This window comes from Serratia sp. CY71090, from assembly GCF_052166845.1.
Taxonomy (GTDB): Bacteria; Pseudomonadota; Gammaproteobacteria; order Enterobacterales; family Enterobacteriaceae; genus Serratia; species Serratia nematodiphila.
In genome coordinates this window covers 45,644-67,605 of record NZ_JBJNOA010000008.1, presented here as the reverse complement: position 1 = coordinate 67,605, position 21,962 = coordinate 45,644, and the positions used below count along the sequence as shown (strand labels likewise).

The window sequence follows — 21,962 nt, the reverse complement described above, 5'->3', positions numbered from 1 at the left end:
TAGTATTGCTATGCAAATATTTTCGTTGTTCGTTTTAAGCAGCGTGATAGTAACCAAGCTGCGCGCGCATTGATGTGATCCAATTCTAATATTTGCTAAAAATCGCCGCCGAATGACGGCGATTCATTTTTATGCCCCGGCGCTATTTTCTTCCGCCAAATTGCGGATCAGCAACGCATAATTGAGATCGATATCCTGCGGGATCGGCAAATAAACGATATGGCCGTTGCCCGGCGCCACCTCAATCGATTCGCCTTTCTTATTTTGCATGCTCTCGAGGGTGAACACCACGTTGCCGCCCGGCGTCATCATTTCGACGCTGTCGCCGAGCGCGAACTTATTCTTCACGTCGACTTCCGCCCAGCCATCACGGCGCACGCCGGTGAATTCGCCGACGAACTGCTGGCGCTCGGAGAGCGAGGAGCCGTAGTCGTAATTCTGCTGCGCTTCGTGCACGTGGCGGCGCAGGAAGCCCTCGGTATAGCCGCGGTGCGCCAGGCCTTCCAGCGTGGTGAGCAGGGTCGGATCGAACGGTTTGCCGGCGGCCGCGTCGTCGATGGCGCGGCGATAGACCTGAGCGGTGCGGGCGCAGTAGTAGAACGACTTGGTGCGCCCTTCGATCTTCAGCGAATGCACGCCGAGCTGCGTCAGACGCTCCACGTGCTGGATGGCGCGCAGATCCTTGGAGTTCATGATATAGGTGCCGTGTTCGTCCTCGAAGGCGCTCATATATTCGCCTGGCTTTTGCGCTTCAGACAGCATGAACACCTTGTCGGTCGGCGCGCCGATGCCCAGCGTCGGCTCGACGGTTTGCACCGGGATCGGTTCGTGCAGGTGCACGATATTGCCGGTGTCGTCCTCTTTGCCTTCCTCCGCTTTGTACTGCCAGCGGCAGGCATTGGTGCAGGTGCCCTGATTGGGGTCGCGCTTGTTGATGTAGCCGGACAGCAGGCAGCGGCCGGAGTAGGCCATGCACAGCGCGCCGTGGACGAAGATCTCCAGCTCCATGTCCGGCACTTCGGCGCGGATCTCGGCGATCTCTTCCAGCGACAGTTCACGCGACAGGATCACGCGGGTCAGGCCCATTTGCTTCCAGAACTTCACCGTCGCCCAGTTAACGGCGTTGGCCTGCACCGACAGGTGGATGTCCATCTGCGGGAAGGCTTCGCGCACCATCATGATAAGGCCGGGATCGGACATGATCAGCGCATCTGGGCCCATATCGATAACCGGCTTCAGATCGCGCAGGAAGGTTTTCAACTTGGCGTTGTGCGGGGCGATGTTCACCACCACGTAGAACTTTTTGCCCAGCGCATGCGCTTCGTTGATACCCTGCGCCAGATTCTCGTGGTTGAACTCGTTGTTGCGCACCCGCAGGCTGTAGCGCGGCTGGCCGGCGTAAACCGCATCGGCGCCGTAGGCGAAGGCGTAACGCATATTTTTCAGCGTGCCGGCCGGGGAGAGAAGTTCTGGTGTAAACATAGTGTGTCTCGGTCTGATTTCAGGTCAGCACCACGCCACCTGATGGCGCAGTAAAAGCGGGGGATTGTAGCCGCAGCGCGGCAAGAAATCAGCAGTTAACCGGATTTATTCAAGGGAGATTGATCCCGGTCAAACGGAAAACGCGCGGTGGCCGCCACCGCGCGGGTGAAACGGGGGATCAGGCGCTCAAATCGCGGATATCGGTGGTCGGGCCGTTTTTTATCACCGACTGGATACCGTTTTTGGCCGCGCTTTCGGAGCTGTACATTTCGCTGACGCCGATCACCTGATGGTTCTTGGCTTTCAGCACAAAGTAGGGCTGATTGCTGGCGCTGTGCTTCAGTTCGTATTGCGCTTCGTGCGGTGAATTGGTCTGCACCGAGGCGATGCCGTTCTCCGCCGAGGCTTTGCTGGCATACATCTCGCTGGCCAGAATGATCTCGCCGTTACTGGCTTTCAGGTTGAAGTGGTACTGTCCGTTCTTTGCTTTTTTCAGCTCGTAATGACCGATTGCCATGGTTCTTCTCCTGTAGGTTCCGATTCGTGATGTAAGTGTAGCCAATCGCTTGAAAATCGGCGGCTAAACCTCACAGCAGCTTAGTTGAAAAAATGCGCAGTTTTTTTGCGCCGGCGCGGAGTTTTCGCCCGAGAGGCACAGCGCCGCACGGGAAGCTAAGGGAGAAGGCGTGATTGCGCAGTGCGCCGCATAACGAGGGGAACAGGGTATCACCCCGTGAGATTGTGCGGTACTGTTTGGCCGTTTCGTCAATGTGGATGAAAAATGAGCGATACATCTTGGCATCGACACGCTACAGGCATATGCTTTGGCCTATGCCTGCTGTGGAGGTGTCGAGATGGAAAGGATCGCAAAGCTGTTTAAAAACGGCAGAAATCAGGCGGTGAGGTTACCGGTGGAATTTGAATTTGATACGGATCGTGTCTATATCCGTCGCGATCGGGAGGGCAACGTGATTTTATCCAAATATCCGGCAAAGCCGGACAGCTGGGCACCGCTGCTGAGCATTATCGCCCAAACGCCGGTGCCGCAAGAGTTTCTTGGCGCGGAAGATCGTCAGCAAGGGGTTGCAGACCGCGATCCCTTCTCAGAGGAAGAGTAGGCGATGTACATGTTTGATACCAACACCGTCAGCCACTTGTTTCGGCAGCATCCGCAGGTGCTTAACGTTATGGAAAAGCTCCCGCCTTCTGCCGTATGTATTTCCAGCGTCACGGAGGCGGAACTGCGTTACGGTGTGGCTAAACGGCGGAACAAGGCGTTGCAAAGCATGGTCGAGGCCTTTCTTGCTGCGGTGACGGTCTATGCATGGGATAGCGAGGCCGCCCGCTGCTACGGTGAAATGCGGGCAAACATGGAGAGAAAGGGCAAAATCCTGGGCGCGATGGATCAACTGATCGCCGCTCACGCGCAGAGCCGTGGCGCGACGCTGGTGACCAACGATCGCGCATTCGCCATGGTGCCCGGGTTGGCGGTTGAAGACTGGACGCGCTGATTTCCCCCTAAACCCCATTCATCAGCCGGCAGGGCTCGGCTTCCCAGCGGTAGCCCACGCCGTATACCGAGCGGATAAAGGATTTTTCCCCATCGATCAGTTCCAGCTTGCGGCGCAGGTTTTTGATGTGGCTGTCGATGGTGCGGTCGGTGACCACCCGGTAGTCGTCGTACAGGTTGTTCAGCAGCTGCTCGCGTGAAAACACGTTGCCCGGCTGGCTGGCTAGCGTTTTCAGCAGGCGGAACTCCGCCGGCGTCAGATCCAGCAACTGCCCCTGATAGCTGGCCTGGAAGCGCGGTTCATCGATATGCAGCAGGTCATCTTCCCGCGCGTTCTCCTGCGGCCGATAGCTGCGGCGCAGGATGGTTTTCACCCGCGCCACCACTTCGCGCGGGCTGTAGGGTTTGCAGATGTAATCGTCGGCGCCGATCTCCAGCCCCAACAGGCGGTCAATCTCTTCAATTTTCGCCGTCACCATCACGATGGGCACGTCGCTGAAGCGGCGCAGCTCGCGGCACACCGTCAGCCCATCGGCCCCCGGCAACATCAGATCGAGCAAGATCAGCGCCGGCGGATGCTGGTGCACGGTTGGCACCACCTCATTGCCGTTGGTCAGCCAGCGGGTGGCGTAGCCCGCCGCCTGGAGATAATCCACCAGCAGCTGGCCCAGCTTGGGCTCATCTTCAACAATCATGATCTGCACGGGTTGATTCTGAATGTCCATCAGGGCGCCTTATTTTTTATCGGGGTAGCAAATTCTACTGTAATGCGCACGCCGCCTAAAGGCGAATGCTCGGCGCGGATTTTCCCGTCGTGCGCTTCCACGATGTTGTGGCAGATCGCCAACCCCAGCCCGGAACCGCCGCTGGCGCGGTTGCGTGAACCTTCCGCCCGGTAGAAACGTTCGAAAATGCGCGTCAGTTGCTGATCGCTGATGCCCGGCGCGCTGTCCTGCCAGTAAAGGAGCAGCCGCCCCGGCTGCTGCTCGACGCCGATCTCCAACCGGCCGCCGGCGTCGGTGTAACGCAGGCTGTTTTCCAGCAGGTTATTGAACAGTTGGTTCAGGCGATCGGGATCGCCGAACAGCGGCGCCTGGGCCGGCAGATGGGTGACGATCTCCAGCCCTTTGGCGCGGAAGCGTTCGCGGAAGGCGGCGACGGCGATCTGCACCAGGTGCACGCAGTCCACCGACGCCTTGCGATAGGCCAGCGCGCCGAGATCGGAGAGCGACAGCTGGTGCAGGTCGTCGACCAGTTTGGTCAGGGTGGATACCTCGGCCTGCAGCGAGCTGAGCGACGCCGGCGTCGGCTGGCGCACGCCGTCCTGCAGCGCCTCCAGCTCGCCGCGCAGCACCGCCAGCGGCGTGCGCAGCTCGTGCGACACGTCGGCCATAAAGGCGCGACGCATCTGCTCGTTTTTTTCCAGCGAGGTGGCCAACTGATTGAAGTCGTGCGCCAGCCTGCCCAGTTCATCCTGGCTGCTGACCGCCACGCGGGTGGTGAAATCGCCGGCCGCCAGGCGGTGGGTGCCCGCCACCAGGCGCTTGACCGGGGCCAGCATGCCGCGCGACAGCAGCCAGGTCACCGCCGCCGCCAACAGGGTGGAGAGCGCGACGATAATCCAGCTGGTGCGCCGCTGCTGGCGATCGAAGTTGATGTCGGTATTGCGCGTCAGGCGCTCGACCGGGGTGGTGAGCACCCAGCCGACGATCTCGTTGTTGTAGCGGATCGGGTGGCGTGGCCCCTCCTTCGGCAAGGGGCCCGAATGCCCGACCAAGCGGTTGAACTGGCTGTCCACCACCCAAAACTGGGTGCGCCACCCCTTGGGCGGCAGATTGTGGCTGCTGTCGCTATTCTGCTCGAACGAACGCATGATCTGGTAGACCACCTGATCGTTGTTGCGCAGGAATATCCAGTTGCCATGATGGCTGTACTGTTCCTCCAGCGCTTCGCTCAGCATGTTGATGCGCTGCTCGTTGCTGCTCTTGATGTAATCGATAAAGCCGCGCTCAAAGCTGACGCGCACCCCCCAATGCATGGTGATCAACACCAGCATGCAGGTAGCGAAAATGGCCAGGAACAGTTTTCCGGTAATGCCTATCCTCATTGCAACCTCGTTGAGCCGGTACCCGGCTCTTTGGTCAGCGTGCGGTTGGGCGCGCTATCGGCCGGCACGCGCGCGAAGGCGAGCGCGGGCAGAGCGATAATCAACGCCATACAGCAATAGCTGTAAATAAATGCGCTGTGGATGGCCGGGCTATCGGCCACCACCTGGTGATGGGCGAAGCTGCCGATCAAGATGCCGGCGACGCTGACGCCGAGGCTCATCGACAGCTGCATGACCATCGACAGCAGGCTGTTGCCGCTGCTGGCCAGCCGGTCCGGCAGATCTTTCAGCGTCAGGGTGTTCATCGCCGAGAAGCGCAGTGAGTTGATCATCCCCTGGAAGAACAGCACCACCGGCAGCAGCCACAGCCAGCCGAGCATCGCCGCCAGCAGGAAGCTCAGGCTGACCAGCGCCAGCAGCAGCGTGGCGGCCACCAGCACGTTGCGGTAGCCGAAGCGGTTGACTACCTGCACCACGATGCGCTTCATGCCCATGCTGCCGATGATCATCGGGATCATCATCAGCCCGGCGTGGAACGGCGTGAAACCCATGCCCACCTGCAGGAACAGCGGCGTCATGAACGGCAGCATGCCGCTGCCGATGCGCCCCAGCAGGCTGGCCAGCAGCCCGATTTTGTAGGTCGGGGTGCGCAGCAGCCGCAGCGAGAACAGGGCGCGGCTATTGCCGTAGGCATGCCAAACATACCCTAACAGCGCCGCTGCGCCCAGCGCCACCAGGCCGGCGATGGCGCCGCCGGACAGCCCCATGCCTTTATGGCCGTCGAGCGCCAGCGTCAGCGACGCCATGCCGATCGCCAGCAGGATAAAGCCGCTGAGATCGAAGCGGCGGGTCTGCATTTGGTAGTTGGGCATCAGCAGCAGCGTGGCGATGGCGCCCACGATGCCCACCGGAATATTGATCAGGAAAATCCAGTGCCAACTGGCGTATTGCACCAGGAAACCGCCGAGCGCCGGCCCCATCAGCGGGCCGATCTGGCCCGGCAGCGTCACGAAGGTCATCGCCGCCATGTACTGCTCGCGCGGCACGATCTTCATCACCGTCAGGCGCCCGACCGGCACCATCATCGCGCCGCCGACGCCCTGAATCACGCGCGATGCGATCAGCTCGTTCAGGGTTTCCGAGCGGGCGCAGAGGAGGGAGCCGAGGGTAAACAGCACGATGGCGCTGAAAAACACTCGCTGTACGCCGACCTTGTCCGCCAGCCAGCCGCTGGCCGGCAGCGTCACCGCCACCGTCAGCACATAGGAGACGATCACCGACTGCATGCGCAGCGGGTTCTCCCCCAGGCTGGCGGCCATCGAGGGCAGGGCGGTGTTGACGATAGTGCTATCCAGCGTCTGCATAAAGAAGCCGAATGCCACTATCCAGAGTTGCCAGCGTACGGTGGCGGCGTGTTTCATCAGCATCGGTCGGCCATTAATGGGGCAGTGGAGCCAGTTGCTTGTTGCGGCGGAACTTCGCCTGCAGCCGGTCGAAGTAAAGGTAGACCACCGGGGTGGTGTACAGCGTCAGCAGTTGGCTCATCACCAGGCCGCCGGCGATGGTGATGCCGAGCGGCTGGCGCAGCTCCGCGCCGTCGCCGCGGGTCAGCACCAGCGGCAGCGCGCCGAACAACGCCGCCAGCGTGGTCATCATGATCGGCCGGAAACGCAGCAGGCTGGCCTGGAAAATCGCCTCGCGGGCGCTGATGCCGCCGTTGCGCTGCGATTCGAGCGCGAAGTCGACCATCATGATGGCGTTTTTCTTCACGATGCCGATCAACAGCATGATGCCGATCAGCGCGATCAGGCTGAACGGCGCGCCGAACAGCTCGAGCGCCAGCAGCGCCCCCACGCCGGCGGAAGGCAGCGTGGAAAGGATGGTCAGCGGATGGATATAGCTCTCGTACAGCACGCCGAGCACGATATACACCGTGGCGATCGCCGCCAGGATCAGGATCAACTGCGACTTCAGGGTGTCCTGGAACACCTGGGCGGTGCCGGCGAACGCGCCGCGCACCGTAGACGGCACGCCGAGCTGAGTCATGGTGCGCTCGACCGCGGCGGTGGCGTCCGACAGGCTGCCGCCGTCCGGCAGGTTAAAGGAGACGGTCGAGGCGGCGGACAGCCCCTGATGGTTGACCGACAGCGGCGCGTTGGCCGGCCGCCAACTGGCGAAGTAGGAGAGCGGTATCGCTTTGCCTTCGTTGTTGATGATGAACATTTTGTCCAGCGAACTCACGTCCTGGGTGTAGGGTGGCGCCACTTCCATCACGACTTTGTATTGGTTGAGCGGTTGGTAGATGGTCGAAATCTGTCGCTGGCCGAAGGCGTTGTTCAACAGGTTGTTGGCGTCGGACACCGAAATGCCGAGGCGCGCCATGGTTTCGCGATCGTAGACCAGATCCATCTCCGAGCCTTTATCCTGCTGATCCGAGTTGACGTCCGCCAGCTCGGGCAATGCGGCCAGTGCGGTGCGGATCTTCGGCTCCCATTCGCGCAGCGCGGCGAGATCGTCCGCCAGCAACGTATATTGATAGCTGGCGTTGGCCTGCCGGCCGCCGACGCGGATATCCTGCACCGCCATCAGAAACAGGCTGGCGCCCGGTTCTTTGGCCAGGCGGGCGCGCAGGCGGGCGATCACTTTCTGCGCGTCGTCGCTGCGTACCGACAGGGGTTTCAGTGAGATGAACATCGAACCGCTGTTGGTGCGCGAACCGCCGGTAAAACCGGTGACGTTTTCCACGTCCGGATCTTCGCGCACGATTTTCATGAAGTCTTCCAGTTTGCCGCGCATCGCCTGGAACGAAATGCTTTGGTCGGCCTGGATAAAGCCCATCAGACGCCCGGTATCCTGTTCCGGGAAGAAGGTTTTCGGGATGCTGATATACAGCCAAACGTTGAGCGCAACGGTGGCGAGGAACACCGCCAGCACCCAGCGCGAGTGGCCGAGCACCCAGTTCAGCGAGCGCCCGTAGCCCTGCTGCAGCCCCAGCAGCATTTTACCGAAGCCGCGCGCCCGCCGCTGCGAACGCGGCGGCTGGTGGCGCAGCAGGTAGGCGCACATCATCGGCGTGAGCGTCAGCGAGACGATCAGCGACAGCCCGATCGACACCGACAGAGTGACGGCGAACTCGCGGAATAGCCGGCCGGGCAGGCCTTCCATCAGCAGCAGCGGGATAAACACCGCCACCAGCGAAACGCTCATCGACAGCACGGTGAAACCGACCTCCCGCGCGCCCAGCAGCGCGGCGTTGATCGGTTTCATGCCGGCCTCGACGTGGCGGGAAATGTTTTCCAGCACCACGATGGCGTCGTCCACCACAAAGCCGGTGGCGATGGTCAACGCCATCAGCGACAGGTTGTTGAGGCTGAACCCGCACAGATACATGGCGGCGAACGAGCCGATCAGCGACACCGGTACGGCGACCGCCGGGATCAGCGTGGCGCGCCCGGAGCGCAGGAAGATGAACACCACCAGGATCACCAGCCCGATGGCGATCGCCAGCGACTGCTCCACCTCGGCCAGCGACGCGCGGATGGTCGGCGAACGATCCTGCGCGACGTTGAGTTGAATCGAGGCCGGGATATTTTCCTGCAGGGCGGGCAGCTCGGCGCGAATGCGATCGACGGTTTCGATGATGTTGGCGTCCGGCGTGCGGCTGATGGCCAGAATGATCGCCGGTTTGGCGTCGGTCATCCCGGCGTTGCGCACGTCTTGCACCGAGTCTTTGACCTCGGCCACGTCGGCTAAACGCACCGCCGAGCCGTTGTTGTAATGAATGATCAGCGGACGATAAGCATCGGCGGTTTTCAGCGCGTCGTTGGCCTGGATCTGCCAGCGCTGCTGCGGGTTTTCCACGGCGCCCTGCGGGCGGCGCACGTTGGCGTTGGCGATGGCCTGCCGTACGGTGTCCAGCGACACGCCCTGATTGAACAGCGCCGAAGGGTTCAGCTCCACCCGCACCGCCGGCAGCGAGCTGCCGCCTACGGAAACGTCGCCGACGCCCTCGGTCTGGCTGATCTTCTGCGCCAGCTGGGTGGAGGCGAAATCGTAAAGCTGCCCCTGACTGTAGGTGTCCGAGGTCAGCGTCAGGATCATGATCGGCGCGTCGGAAGGGTTGACCTTGCGGTAGCTGGGGCGGCTCGGCATGCCGGTCGGCAGCAGGCTTTGCGCGGCGTTAATCGCCGCCTGCACGTCGCGCGCGGCGCCGTTGATGTCGCGATCGAGATCGAACTGCAAAATGACCCGGGTACTGCCGAGCGAGCTCATCGAGGTCATTTCGTTAACCCCGGCGATGCGGCCCAGCGCGCGCTCCAGCGGCGTCGCCACCGAAGACGCCATGGTTTCCGGCGAGGCGCCCGGCAGCGACGCGCTGATCGAAATCACCGGAAAATCCACCTGCGGCAGCGGCGACACCGGCAGCAGGCGAAAGCCGATCGCGCCGCTGATGGCGATGGCCAGCGTCAGCAGGGTGGTGGCCACCGGCCGGTGAATGAACAGGGCGAAGAATTTCACGGCAGCTCCTGCGTATCCGGCTGGCGATGCGTGTTGCGCGCCAGTTTGTCAAACAGCAGGTAGATCACCGGCGTGGTGAACAGCGTCAGGATCTGGCTCATGATCAAACCGCCGACCATACAGACGCCGAGCGGATGCCGCAGCTCCGCGCCGACGCCGGTGCTCAGCATCAGCGGCAGCGCGCCGAGCAGGGCCGCCAGCGTGGTCATCAGGATCGGCCTAAAACGCAGCAGACAGGCCTGATAGATGGCGTCGCGCGGCGATAAGCCCTGCTCGCGTTCCGCCGCCAGCGCGAAGTCGATCATCATGATGGCGTTCTTCTTCACGATGCCGATCAGCAGGATGATGCCGATGATGGCGATCACGTCCAGCTCGCTGCCGGCCATCATCAGCGCGAGCAGTGCGCCGACCCCGGCGGTCGGCAGGGTGGAGAGGATGGTCACCGGATGAATGAAGCTTTCATACAGCACGCCCAGCACGATGTACATCGCCACTACCGCCGCCAAAATCAGCCACAGCGTGTTGCCGAGCGCCGCCTGGAAGGCCAGGGTCGCCCCCTGGAATTGGGTGGTGATGTCCCTTGGCATGTTGAGATTTTTTTCCGCCTGGGTGACCGCGTCCACCGCTTCGCCGAGCGAGTAGCCGTCGGCGACGTTGAACGAAACGGTGGCCGACGGGAACTGATCGAGATGGTTGACCGACAGCGGGCCGAAGCGCTCTTCGATTTTGGCGATGGCGCTCAGCGGCACTACGGCGCCGTCGTTGCCGCTCAGACGGATCTCATTGAGCGCCGCCAGCCCCGGTGTCGCGCTGACGTCGTGCTCCAGCACCACGCGGTATTGGTTGGCCTGGGTGTAGATGGTGGAGATCAGGCGCTGGCCGAACGCGTTGTACAGCGCATTGTCCACGTCGCTCATGGTGACGCCGAGGCGGGAGGCCGAATCGCGATCGACGTTGACGTAGGCCACCAGCCCCTGATCCTGCCAGTCGCTGGTGACGTCCGCCAACTGCGGGGTTTGTTTCAGCTCATCCATCAGCTGCGGCACCCACAGGCTGAGATCGTCCAGCGACATCGCCTGCAGGGTGAACTGGTACTGGGTGCGGCTGACCTGGGTATCGATGGTCAGATCCTGCACCGGCTGCAGGTACAGCTTCACGCCGGGGAACTGCGCCGTTTGCTGCTGCAGGCGGCTGATGATCGCCGGAATGCGGTCGCTGCGTTCGCTCAGCGGTTTCAGGTTGATCTGCAGCCGGCCGCTGTTGAGCGTGGCGTTGCTGCCGTCGACGCCGACGAACGAGGTCAGGCTTTCCACCGCCGGATCCTTGAGGATCTGCGCCGCGACCTGCTGCTGGCGCTCGGCCATGTTGCTGAACGAGACGCTCTGCGGCGCTTCCAGCGTGCCCTGAATGATGCCGTTGTCCTGCACCGGGAAGAAACCTTTCGGGATCAGCAGGTACAGCAGCACCGTCAGCGCCAGGGTGCCCACGGCCACGCCGAGCGTCAGCCAGGGATGGTTAAGCACCGTTTTCAGCCACTGGCCGTAGCGCGCGATCACCCGCTCGAAAAAGCGTTCGGAGGCGGCGGAAAAACGGTTCTGCTTGCGCAGCGATTCGTGGCTGAGCATGCGCGCGCACATCATCGGCGTCAGCGTCAGCGACACCACGGCGGAGATCAAAATCGCTACCGCCAGCGTGACGGCGAACTCGCGGAACAGGCGGCCGACGATGTCGCCCATGAACAGCAACGGGATCAGCACCGCCACCAGCGAGAAGGTCAGCGAGATGATGGTGAAGCCGATCTCGCCGGCCCCTTTCAGCGCGGCGTCGAGCGGCTTTTCCCCTTTCTCGATGTAGCGCGAGATGTTCTCGATCACCACGATGGCGTCGTCCACCACGAAGCCGGTGGCGATGGTCAGCGCCATCAGCGTCAGGTTGTTGATGGAGAAGCCGAGGAAGTACATGGCGGCGAAGGTGCCCACCAGCGACAGCGGCACCGCCACGCTGGGGATAATGGTCGCCGGCACGTTGCGCAGGAACACGTAGATCACCATCACCACCAGCGCGACTGCCAGCAGCAGCTCGAACTGCACGTCGCTGACCGAGGCGCGGATGGTGGTGGTGCGATCGGTCAGCACCTTGACATCGACCGACTTGGGCAGGCTTTTAATCAGCGTCGGCAGCATTTCGCGGATGCTGTCGGCGGTGGTGATGACGTTGACGCCGGGCTGGCGTTGGATGTTCAGCACGATCGCCTGCTGCTGGTTGGCCCAGGCCGCCAGCCGGGTGTTTTCCGCCCCTTGTTCGATGGTGGCGATATCCTGCAGGCGGATCGCCGCGCCGTTTTGATAGGCGACGATCAGCTGGCGATAGTCGTCGGCGGATTTCATTTGGTCGTTGGCGGACAGGGTGACCGATCGGGTCGGGCCGTCAAGGCTGCCTTTCGCCGAGTTGACGTTGGCGTTGCTGATGGCGGCGCGGATGGTTTCGCTGTTCAGGCCATAGGCGGCGACCGCCGCGGCGTTTAATTTTACGCGCACCGCCGGGCGTTGGCCGCCGGCCAGGGTCACCAGGCCGACGCCGGTCACCTGAGAAATTTTTTGCGCCACGCGGGTTTCCACCATGTCTTCCACCTGCGTCATCGGCATGGCGGTGGAGGTTACGGCCAGCGTCAGGATCGGCGGATCGGCGGGGTTAACCTTGCTGTAAATCGGCGGGTAGGGCAGATCGTTCGGCAGCAGGTTGGTGGCGGCGTTGATCGCCGCCTGCACCTCCTGCTCCGCGACATCGAGCGGCAGCGTCAGCTGGAATTGCAGCGTCACCACCGAGGCGCCGCCGGCGCTTTGCGACGCCATTTGCTTCAGGCCGGACATCTGGCCGAACTGGCGTTCCAGCGGCGCGGTAATGGCGGAGGTGACCACGTCCGGGCTGGCGCCGGGGTATAGCGTCACCACCTGAATGGTGGGGTAATCCACTTCCGGCAACGCGGATACCGGCAGCGCGCGATAGCCGATAATCCCCGCCAGCAATATCGCCACCATCAGCAGCGTGGTGGCGACCGGGCGCAGAATAAACAGGCGGGACGGACCGCCGCCGGCGTTGGGAGGCATCACCTGCATCAGGACTTCCTCTGAACGTCAGGTTCGCGCTTGGCTTTTGACGTCGCAGGCGCGTCGTTCGGCGCGAGCACTTCCACCTGCATGCCTTCGGTCAGGCGATCGATGCCGTCGGTCACCACCCGATCGCCGGCGTTGAGGCCGGCGCTGATCACCACCTGCCGGCTGTCCTGCACGCCGGCGGTGACCCGATGTTTGCTGACCTTATTGTCTTCGCCGAGCGTCCAGACGAAGTTGCCTTCGTTGCCCATCTGCAGCGCGGCGGTTGGGATCACCACCGCATCGTGCAGGGTATCCACCTGCAGCCGCGCGTTGACAAACTGGTTGGGGAACAGCGCGTCATCTTCGTTGGCGAAACGCGCTTTCAGCTTGATGGTGCCGGTGGCGGTATCAATTTGGTTGTCCAGGCTCAGCAGCGAACCGGTCGTCAGCTTGTTCTGGTTGGTGCGATCCCAGGCTTCGACGCTCACCGGCCCGGCTTTTTGCGCCTTGAGCAGATCGGCGATGTTGCCTTCGGGCAGCGTGAACACCACGTCGATCGGGTGCGTCTGCGTGATCACCACCAGACCGGTGGTGCTGCCGCTGGTGACGTAGTTGCCGACGTCGACCAGTTTCAGGCCGACGCGGCCGTCGATTGGCGCAGTGATGCGGCTGTAGGTGATCTGCAGTTTGGCGCTGTCGACCGCGCCCTGATCGGCCTTGATGGCGCCTTCGGTTTGCTGCACCAGCGAGGCCTGCGTATCCAGCTCCTGACGGGAAATCAGATTGGTTTTCACCAACTGCTGATAGCGCGCCAGATCGCGCCGGGCGTTGGCCAGCGTGGCCTGATCTTTCGCCAACTGTCCCTGCGCCTGGGTCAGCTGCACCTGGAACGGCCGGGGATCGATCTCCGCCAGCAGATCGCCGGCTTTGACCTGCTGGCCTTCGGTAAAGTGGATCGCCATCAGTTGGCCATCGACCCGGCTGGTGACGGTCACGGTATTGGCGGCGGTGGCGGTGCCCAAGCCGGAAAGATAGCGCGGCACCGTCTGTTGCGTGGCCGTCGCCGCCTGCACCGGCGACATCGGCGCGCCGCGCCGCTCGCCCGCCGCGCGACCGGCCCCCGCTTTGCCGCCGGCCTGCTGCGCGCCCGGGGCCGTGCCGGCCGGCGGTTGAGCGGCGTTAAAATAACGCCAGGCGAAGACGGCGGCGATGACCAAGATGGCCGCAACCAGCAGGCGCGGCATCAGGGAACGGCGTTGGGGTTTTGCATTCATGGTGGTGAAAATTCTCTCCAAAAGGCAGGGGTGCGGGCACTCATTGCCACAAAAATGACACTCCTTACAGGATACTAGTTTAGCCAGCGGGGACGGCATAAAAATGAAGGAAATATGGAGGAACCGTCAGCATTGTCTTAATAAGTGGGTGATTTGAGCGTGCTATGTTTATAAGTGATTTGTTTCAGCTTATAGCCAATACGTTTTAACGGTTTCCTGCATTTGGCGCTAATAATTAACAGGCAAATCATTTAACCCATGGAGCCTTTGTGATGAGCAAGAAACAACTGGGCCGTTCGGGCATTCAGGTGCCGGCGTTGACCTTTGGCGGCAACGTGTTCGGCTGGACGGCGGATCAAGCGACCTCGTTCAGCCTGCTGGATGCGCTGGTGGACAATCAGCTCAACTTTATCGATACCGCCGACGTTTATTCCAGCTGGGCGCCGGGCAACCGGGGCGGCGAATCGGAAACCGTCATCGGCGAATGGCTGAAGAAGAGCGGCAAGCGCGACCAGGTGATCATCGCCACCAAGGTGGGCAAACCGATGGGCGAAGGCAAACAGGGGCTGTCGCCGCGCTATATTCAGCAGGCGGTGGAGGATTCGCTGCGGCGCCTGCAAACCGATTATATCGATCTCTACCAGTCGCACGACGATGACCGCGATACGCCGCTGGAAGAGACGCTGGCGGCGTTCGATGCGCTGATCAAGGCCGGCAAGGTGCGGGCGATCGGCGCCTCCAACTATCAGGCGGATCGCCTGGAAGAAGCGCTGCGGGTGAGCGAGAACAACGGATTGGCGCGCTACGAAACCCTGCAGCCGGAATACAATCTGTATGCGCGCGAAGGGTATGAAGCCGAGCTGGAAGGCGTGGCGCAGCGCCACGGGCTCGGGGTGATCAATTTCTTCGCGCTGGCCAGCGGTTTTCTGACCGGCAAATACCGCAGCAAAGCGGACGAGGGCAAAAGCCAGCGCGGCGATCGCATCGTCGAACGCTACCTGAACCCGCGCGGTTTCCGCATTCTGGCAGCGCTGGATCAGGTGGCGGGCAAACACGGCAGCTCTCCGGCGCAGGTCTCGTTGGCCTGGCTGATTGCGCGTCCGAGCATCACCGCGCCGATCGTCAGCGCCACCTCGTTGCCGCAGCTGGATGAGTTGGTCAGCGCCACCCGCCTGACGCTGGATGCGGACGACATTCAGACGCTGAACCACGCCAGCGCTGAGTAAGAGCCGCCGGCGATTTTGCTCTATGCTGAAGGGGTCAATATGACTTATTCAGGAAACTGCAATGTCTGGCGATATCATCAACGACCTCGCGGCGCTGGAACAGCTTTACGGCAAGCCCGCCGCGCCCTCGGTTTTTAAAGAAGTCAGCTATATCCACCCGGCGTACCGTCCGTTTATCGAGGCGGCGCCGTTTGCCGCCCTCTCAACCGTCGGGCCGGACGGCATGGACGTCTCCCCGCGCGGCGATCCGGCCGGTTTTATCCAGATCGAAGACGAGAAAACCCTGCTGTTGCCGGACCGGCGCGGCAATAATCGCATCGATAGCCTGCGCAATATCCTGCACGATAACCGGGTGGCGCTGCTGTTGCTGATCCCCGGCATCGGCGAAACGCTGCGGATTAACGGGCGGGCGGAGATCGTGGTGACGCCGGCGGTGCTGCAGCGCTTCGCCCACCGCAACCAGCTGCCGCGTTCGGTGCTGCGCATTCGGGTGGAGGCGGTGTTCTTCCAGTGCAGCCGGGCGATCTTGCGTTCGGGGTTGTGGGAAGAGGGCCGCCGCCTCGAACGTTCGGCGCTGCCCAGCCCCGGCCAAATCTTGGCCGCGGTGAGCCAAACGCGCTTCGACGGTGAGGAGTACGACAACGCGCTGCCGCAGCGGCTGAAGGATACGCTGTATTAATCGCCGTGGCGTTCGCGCCACGTTTGCCGGTTAAGCCGGTACAAGACGTGCTTTTGCAGCGGATGTCCCGCCGGCAGGCGCGGGTGCAGGAAGGTTTCACCGTCGAAGCGCATACCGATGCGCGTCATCACCCGGCGCGACGGCTGGTTATCTTCGGCGGTGAAGGACACCACTTCCGGCAAGTGCAGCGTGTCGAAGGCGCACGCCAGCGCGGCGCGCGCCGCCTCAGCGGCGTAGCCGTTGCCCCAGTGAGCCGCCGCCAGCCGCCAGCCGATCTCCACGCAGGGGGAGCAAGGCAGATCGTCGCCCGGCCGCGCCAGCCCGACAAAGCCGATAAAAGGCGCGCCGCCTTTCACTTCCACCGCCCATAGCCCCCAACCCTGTTGTTGCATGAAGGCGCGGATGCGTTCGGCCTGCGCGCGGCTTTCCTCGGCCGTCATCGTCGCCGGGAAATAGCGCATCACCTGCGGATCGGCGTTAAGCGCGGCGAAGGCCGGCAGATCGTCGTCGCGCCAGGGGCGCAGCCGCAGCCTGGCGCTGTCGAGGGTAAGCAAGGTGGACATGATAGGGCCTCCAATAAACAAAGGCGCGGCGAGCCGCGCCCTTGGGCTGTCAACGGAACAGCGTTTGCGCCCAGCGCGCCAGCCCGGCGGTGACCGAGCCGAAGTCGTTACCGCCGACGATCGGAATGCCCGGCAGTTGCTGTTGCAGCGCGGCGCGCAGCAGCGGCGAACGCGCGCTGCCGCCGGTCAGGTAGATCACCTGCGGCGCGGTCTGGCTGCTGGCCAGCGCGGCGCTGACCTGCTCCTGAATGCGCATCAATGGCTGCGAGATGGCGTCGGCGAGCTGATCCTGGCTGATGCTCTCCGCCAGATCGGCCTGCACGAAATTGAGCGGCGCGCTGATGGCCGTTTGGCCGGACAGGGCGATCTTACTCTCTTCGGCCGCACGCACCAGTCGGTAGCTCAGGCGCTGCTGGTACACTTTCAGCAGGCGTTTCACCTTTTCCGGCTCCGCCGCGTCGAGGATCAGATCGCGCAGCACGCGGCCGTTGGCGGCGCTGTAGAAGTCGTTTTGCGCCGGCACGTCGTTGGTCGCCACCGCGTTCCAGTAAGGCAGCGCCGGCAGGGCGATGCCCTTCGCGGTTTCGCCGCCGAGGCCGAACAGCGGCATCAGCTGTTTGAAGGCCAGCATGATGTCCAGATCGTTACCGCCGACCCGGCAGCCGCTGTGGCCCAGCAGGCTCTGCTGGCGATCGGCGCGGTCGCGCCACTGCGGCCCCATCAGCAGCACTGAGCAGTCGGTGGTGCCGCCGCCGATGTCCACCACCAGCACGGTTTGCTCTTCGCTCAGCGTCGCCTCGAAGTCCAGCCCCGCCGCCACCGGCTCGAACTGGAATTCAATGTCCTTGAAACCGGCGCGTTCGGCGGCGCGCTGCAAAATGCCCTGCGCCTGCCGGTTGGCTTCGTCGCCGCCGATGCCCTGGAAGTTGATCGGCCTGCCGATCACCGCCTGATCGATGCCGGTCTGCAGCACGTTTTCCGCCTGGCGTTTGATGTGGAACATCATGGCGCACACCAGGTCTTCGAACAGCGCGATCTGCTGCGGCTTCAGGCCGTTGGCGCCGAGGAAGGATTTCGGCGAGCGCACGAAGTACACCTCTTCCGGATCTTCCATGTAGTGCGCCAGCGCCTGCAGACCGAACAGCACGCTGTCGCCGTTGACCGGAATGTCTTCTTCGCGGTTGTAACTGATGGCGCGGCGCAGCAACTGCTGGTTTTCTTCGCTGCCGGTCGGGATCTGCCAATGGCGGTGCAGGCATTCGCTCACCGCTTCGCGGGTCGGCGCGCACAGCATCGAAGGCAGATACGGCGCGTTGTTTTCCAGCGTCAACAGCTCGGGGCCGTGGTCGCGCATCACTGCAACGGAACAGTTGGCGGTCCCGTAATCGAATCCAATAAACATCTCTTTTTTGTCCCCATGCCAATGAAGGGGGGCGACTTTACCCGAGACGGGGCCGGCGGGCAATGCGCCAATGCGCGAGTGTCGAAAAATTTAGCGGGCGCGGCGGCGGCGTGCTTAACTTAATGTCCGAATTCCGCACGTCAGCACGCCAGCCGAGCCCCATAATGCAGAAAAAACCGACCCCGAGCGTTGCCATGAATACTCAACAGCAAGCGTTGTACGACGCGCTGCGCGCGCGTGACCGCAAATTCGACGGCCGTTTTTTCGTCGGCGTCTCTTCCACCGGCATCTATTGTCGCCCGGTGTGCAGCGCCCGCACGCCGAAGCTGGAAAACTGCACCTTTTATCCGAGCGCGGCGGCGGCAGAGTTGGCGGGATTTCGCCCCTGCCTCAAATGCCGACCGGAACTGGCGCCCGGCCTGGCGCTGATCGACCTGGGCAACCGCTATGCGCAGGTGGCGGTGCAGCTCATCGAGCAGGGCTATCTGTCTGAACACAGCTGCGAAGCGCTGGCGGCGCGGCTGGGCATTTCCGATCGCCATCTGCGGCGCATTTTCGCCGAACAGTTTGGCGCCTCACCGATCGATTACGCGCAGTCGCATCGGCTGCTGCAGGCCAAACGCCTGCTGGCGGACACTGATCTGCCGCTCAGCGAGGTGGCGTTCGCCGCCGGATTCGGCAGCCTGCGGCGTTTCAACGAGCTGTTCAAGGCGCGCTATCGCCTGATCCCGTCAGCGCTGCGCAGCGGCGGCGCGCGCGGTGAACGGGCCGCCGCCAGTGGGCTGGTGTTTCACCTGGGCTATCGGCCGCCCTATGACTGGGAGCGCATGCTGAATTTCTTGCAGGCGCGCGCCGTGCAGGGCGTGGAGCGGGTCGACGGACGCCGCTACCTGCGCTCGATCGCCGTCAGCCTGGGCGGCACGGAACACCGCGGCTGGGTCAGCGTGCAGCCGGAAGAAGCGCGCAATCGGGTTCGGGTAGAGATCGCGCCTGCGCTCAGTCTGGTGACGACGGAGGTGTTGCGCCGGGTGCGCCTGCTGTTTGATCTGGATGCCGCGCCGGATCGCATCAATGAGGCGCTGGGCTCGCTGGCGGCCGATGCGCCGGGATTGCGCCTGCCGGGCTGCGTGAACAGTTTCGAGCAGGCGGCGCGGGCGGTGCTGGGCCAGTTGGTCAGCGTAAAAATGGCGGCGACCTTCGCCGGGCGGATGGCTGAACGCTGGGGGGAAGCCCTGGCGACGCCGCATGAGGGCATCACCCATGTCTTCCCCACCGCAGAACGGGTGGCGCAGCTGCAGCCCGAAGAACTGCGCCCGCTCGGGGTGCAGCTGAAGCGCGCGGCGGCGCTGATCGAGATCGCCCGCGCGCTGGGCGAAGGGCGGCTGCAGCTCGATAACGTGCTGGATATCGAACAGGGCATCAAGGCGCTGACCGCGCTGCCGGGCATCGGCAGCTGGACCGCCAGCTATATCGCGATGCGCGCCTGGTCGTGGCCGGATGTGTTCCTGGCCGGCGATTACCTGATCAAACAGCGTTTTCCCGGCATGACGCCGCGCCAGATAGAACGCTACGCTGAACGTTGGCGCCCGTGGCGTTCTTACGCCACGCTGCATCTGTGGCACAACGACGACTGGTCGCCGGAAGGGGAGAGTTGAACGCAGAGCTAGCGAGGGGGGTCGATCAGCTGCAGCAGGCGGCTCATGCCCTCGCGCATCAGGAACGCCAGCAGCTTTTCCCGCTCGGCCGGCGTCAGGTGGTAGTAATACTCGATCCAGACCCGTATCGGATCCTGGCGTTTGACGTCGTAATCCGGATGGTCGGTTTCGCGCAACGCCGACAGGCTGCGCGCGCCGAACGGCAGACTGTCGATATGGTATTCCAGCGCTTTGCCCTGTACGCCGCTGCGGCGGCGGCTGACCCAGCCTTCACGCCGGGCCATCAAATTGACCCCCTGCGGAGTTGAAGGCAACCCCGCCTTACCCATCAGTTCCCTGGCGGAAAACCATTTCTTTTCCATAGTCCCTTATCCCTGAGCCATCACATGCCGAGGAAAATCAACGGATACGCTGATAGTCGCATGGGCGCTTCATCTTACTTAATCGTTTAAGCCTCAGGTGTTATTTATATCACTAATTTTGTCTTGGTTAACATAATGTGACGGATGAGGGAATACGGCGTGGTTTGAGCGCGGCAAATGGCGGCGGGGGCTCTGGTATTCTGGCGAATCATCAGGGCTCGTTTTCAACGATGTTATCCGGTGGAAAAAGCCGGCGCGGGGCCGGCTTTTGGCGTATTACAGCAGGAACAGGGTGGCGAGACCGAGGAAGATGAAAAAGCCGCCGGTATCGGTCAGCGCGGTGATGAGCACGCTCGAGCCGACCGCCGGATCGCGGCCCAGTTTGAGCATGGTCATCGGGATCACCACGCCCATCAGCGCCGCCAGCAGCAGGTTGAGCAGCATCGCCAGCGTCATCACGCCGCCCATCGCCGCGTCGCCGTACAGCAGCCAGGTGATCACGCCCATGATGCCGCCCCACACCACGCCGTTGATGATGGCGACGCCCAACTCTCTGAGCATCAGGCGCGAGATGTTGCCGACTTCGATCTGGTGCAGCGCCAGCGCGCGCACGATCATGGTGATGGTCTGGTTGCCGGTGTTGCCGCCGATGCCGGCGACGATCGGCATCAGCGCCGCCAGCGCCACCAGCTGGGAAATGGTGTGTTCGAACAGGCCGATCACCCGCGAGGCGATGAATGCGGTGCAGAGATTGATCGCCAGCCAGGCCCAGCGGGTTTTAACCGCCTTGCTGACCGGGGCGAACACGTCTTCTTCCGGGCTCAAACCGCCCATGCGGCGCAGGTTGGTGTCGCTCTCTTCGTTGACGGCGTCGACGATCTCTTCGATGGTCAGGCGGCCCATCAGTTTGCCCTTGGCGTCAACCACCGGGGCGCTGATCAGGTCATAACGTTCGAACGCGCCGGCCGCTTCATCGGCCTTGTCCTCAGGCTGAAAGGTGGCGGGATCGCTGTCCATCACTTCGCGCACCGGGATTTCCGGGTCGTTCAGCAGCACTGCGGTGAGCGGCAGTTCGCCCAGCAGGGTGTTTTTGCGATCGGTGACGAACAGTTTATCGGTGGCGTCGGGAATGGTTTTGCGCATGCGCAAAAAACGGTGTACCGCGCCGAGCGTGACGTCCGGCCGCACCGTCACCAGTTCGAAATCCATCATCCAGCCGACGCTGTCTTTGGCGTACTGGCTCATCTCGCGCACCTGAGCGCGCTGCTCCGGCTCCAGCGAGGTCAGTAACCGGCCCATCAGGTTACGCGGCAGGTATTGCGCCAGATAGGCCTGTTCGTCCACGTCCAGCGTTTTGATCGCTTTGAGCAGGTCTTTATCGCTCATTTCCTCGATCAGGCTGTCCCAGACCGGTTCGGCGACTTCCACCAGCGTCTGGCCGCGCTTGCTGTTGCCCACCAGCCGCCACAGCGCCATGCGTTCGTCCTGCGGCAGCGCCTCCAGCAGGTCCGCCAGGTCGGCGGCGTGCATGTCGTCCAGCAGGCCGGTGATTTCCGCCGTCTGGTTCAGCAGTTCGCTTTGGCTGAGGGCGTGTTCATCCCCTGGCCGGCCGAGAATGCCGTCGACCAATTCCTTATTGTTCAACAACAGAGTGAGAATGCGCTGGCGGTGTTCAGCGACTTTTTTGACGTTATGGGTTGCGGCTGACATGGTGTTCCTTAACGGGCGCTCGGCGTTCCTGACGCAGGCTCATTAAAAGATAGAGCATAGCGAGTGCCGGAGTCATTTTTATGAAACGGACGGGGCGCGGCGGTTATTCAGAGGAGGCGTCCTGTTGCGGCGCGCTGACTTCGGCGGCGTTTTGCGCAGCGGCCTGCTTTTTTTCCTGATGATGAGGCACCGCCACCACGGCGGCGTACAGCAGTCGGCCGACTAAAATGATAAAGCTGATAAACAACACTATCTTCGTCATCTGTCCGGTGGTTTTCTTGCGCATATATCACCCGGTATGCCGGTGTCCTGTGTTATTCGCTCGAGAATTTGTAACCGGATTTTAGGCGCTGATGACAAAAGTTGTCCATTTTTTTCC

18 protein-coding genes are annotated in these 21,962 nt (G+C 62.6%); 5 read left to right on the top strand and 13 right to left on the bottom strand.

Translation table 11 applies throughout. The features are described from left to right. Positions 1-129 precede the first annotated feature (129 nt). Positions 130-1,482 (bottom strand): prephenate-dependent tRNA uridine(34) hydroxylase TrhP, encoded by a 1,353-nt coding sequence (gene trhP, locus ACJ8OK_RS15825; RefSeq protein WP_004941558.1) that lies wholly within the window; start codon positions 1,480-1,482, stop codon positions 130-132. A gap of 178 nt (positions 1,483-1,660) precedes the next feature. Continuing rightward, complete coding sequence (locus ACJ8OK_RS15820) at positions 1,661-1,999, bottom strand: YegP family protein (RefSeq protein WP_004941561.1); 339 nt, start codon at positions 1,997-1,999, stop codon at positions 1,661-1,663. 337 nt (positions 2,000-2,336) lie between these two features. Here ACJ8OK_RS15820 and ACJ8OK_RS15815 point away from each other — a divergent pair, with 337 nt between their 5' ends. After that, entirely contained in the window at positions 2,337-2,600 is a 264-nt protein-coding gene (locus ACJ8OK_RS15815; protein ID WP_004941563.1) for an antitoxin, read from the top strand. Positions 2,601-2,603: 3 nt separating this feature from the next. Next, complete coding sequence (locus ACJ8OK_RS15810; protein ID WP_213929633.1) at positions 2,604-2,993, top strand: type II toxin-antitoxin system VapC family toxin; 390 nt, start codon at positions 2,604-2,606, stop codon at positions 2,991-2,993. 7 nt (positions 2,994-3,000) lie between these two features. Here the strand turns inward: ACJ8OK_RS15810 and baeR are convergent, their stop codons facing one another. The 6 genes from baeR to ACJ8OK_RS15780 are packed head-to-tail and all read right to left on the bottom strand — an operon-like array spanning position 3,001 to position 13,986. Further along, on the bottom strand, positions 3,001-3,717 hold the full coding sequence (gene baeR, locus ACJ8OK_RS15805; protein ID WP_004941568.1) for a two-component system response regulator BaeR: 717 nt from the start codon (positions 3,715-3,717) through the stop codon (positions 3,001-3,003). Beyond that, a complete protein-coding gene (gene baeS / locus ACJ8OK_RS15800; RefSeq protein WP_016926705.1) occupies positions 3,717-5,099 on the bottom strand; it encodes a two-component system sensor histidine kinase BaeS in 1,383 nt (460 codons plus the stop codon). The genes baeR and baeS overlap by 1 nt, the downstream gene beginning before the upstream one ends. Then, positions 5,096-6,526 carry a multidrug transporter subunit MdtD gene (gene mdtD, locus ACJ8OK_RS15795; protein ID WP_213929626.1) on the bottom strand — a complete coding sequence of 477 codons (1,431 nt, stop codon included), beginning with the start codon at positions 6,524-6,526 and terminating at the stop codon, positions 5,096-5,098. The genes baeS and mdtD overlap by 4 nt, the downstream gene beginning before the upstream one ends. 10 nt (positions 6,527-6,536) lie before the next feature. Then, on the bottom strand, positions 6,537-9,617 hold the full coding sequence (mdtC, locus tag ACJ8OK_RS15790; protein ID WP_442530674.1) for a multidrug efflux RND transporter permease subunit MdtC: 3,081 nt from the start codon (positions 9,615-9,617) through the stop codon (positions 6,537-6,539). Continuing rightward, a complete protein-coding gene (locus tag ACJ8OK_RS15785) occupies positions 9,614-12,733 on the bottom strand; it encodes an MdtB/MuxB family multidrug efflux RND transporter permease subunit (protein WP_033632386.1) in 3,120 nt (1,039 codons plus the stop codon). Before ACJ8OK_RS15785 ends, mdtC begins: the two co-directional genes overlap by 4 nt. Next, on the bottom strand, positions 12,733-13,986 hold the full coding sequence (locus ACJ8OK_RS15780; protein ID WP_442530673.1) for an MdtA/MuxA family multidrug efflux RND transporter periplasmic adaptor subunit: 1,254 nt from the start codon (positions 13,984-13,986) through the stop codon (positions 12,733-12,735). Before ACJ8OK_RS15780 ends, ACJ8OK_RS15785 begins: the two co-directional genes overlap by 1 nt. Before the next feature lie 272 nt (positions 13,987-14,258). Here ACJ8OK_RS15780 and ACJ8OK_RS15775 point away from each other — a divergent pair, with 272 nt between their 5' ends. Further along, positions 14,259-15,212, top strand: coding sequence for an aldo/keto reductase (locus ACJ8OK_RS15775; RefSeq protein ID WP_033632388.1), 954 nt, complete (start codon positions 14,259-14,261; stop codon positions 15,210-15,212). Positions 15,213-15,273: 61 nt separating this feature from the next. Beyond that, entirely contained in the window at positions 15,274-15,891 is a 618-nt protein-coding gene (locus ACJ8OK_RS15770; RefSeq protein ID WP_033632389.1) for a pyridoxamine 5'-phosphate oxidase family protein, read from the top strand. On the opposite strand, the gene ACJ8OK_RS15765 is transcribed toward ACJ8OK_RS15770, so the two are convergent. After that, positions 15,888-16,454: a GNAT family N-acetyltransferase gene (locus ACJ8OK_RS15765; RefSeq protein ID WP_033632390.1), complete on the bottom strand. Its 567-nt coding sequence runs from the start codon at positions 16,452-16,454 to the stop codon at positions 15,888-15,890. The genes ACJ8OK_RS15770 and ACJ8OK_RS15765 overlap by 4 nt on opposite strands. A 49-nt stretch (positions 16,455-16,503) precedes the next feature. Beyond that, positions 16,504-17,856: a molecular chaperone gene (yegD, locus tag ACJ8OK_RS15760; protein ID WP_033632391.1), complete on the bottom strand. Its 1,353-nt coding sequence runs from the start codon at positions 17,854-17,856 to the stop codon at positions 16,504-16,506. A gap of 164 nt (positions 17,857-18,020) precedes the next feature. Here yegD and alkA point away from each other — a divergent pair, with 164 nt between their 5' ends. Then, entirely contained in the window at positions 18,021-19,511 is a 1,491-nt protein-coding gene (gene alkA, locus ACJ8OK_RS15755) for a DNA-3-methyladenine glycosylase 2 (protein ID WP_442530672.1), read from the top strand. Between the two features lie 8 nt (positions 19,512-19,519). On the opposite strand, the gene ACJ8OK_RS15750 is transcribed toward alkA, so the two are convergent. The 3 genes from ACJ8OK_RS15750 to ACJ8OK_RS15740 all read right to left on the bottom strand — a co-directional run bounded on the left by ACJ8OK_RS15750 (position 19,520) and on the right by ACJ8OK_RS15740 (position 21,869). Further along, a complete protein-coding gene (locus tag ACJ8OK_RS15750) occupies positions 19,520-19,873 on the bottom strand; it encodes a DNA-binding protein (RefSeq protein WP_048325280.1) in 354 nt (117 codons plus the stop codon). A gap of 276 nt (positions 19,874-20,149) precedes the next feature. After that, complete coding sequence (gene mgtE / locus ACJ8OK_RS15745) at positions 20,150-21,583, bottom strand: magnesium transporter (RefSeq protein WP_004941597.1); 1,434 nt, start codon at positions 21,581-21,583, stop codon at positions 20,150-20,152. Positions 21,584-21,686: 103 nt separating this feature from the next. Continuing rightward, entirely contained in the window at positions 21,687-21,869 is a 183-nt protein-coding gene (locus tag ACJ8OK_RS15740) for a YfgG family protein (protein ID WP_004941600.1), read from the bottom strand. Positions 21,870-21,962: the final 93 nt, after the last annotated feature.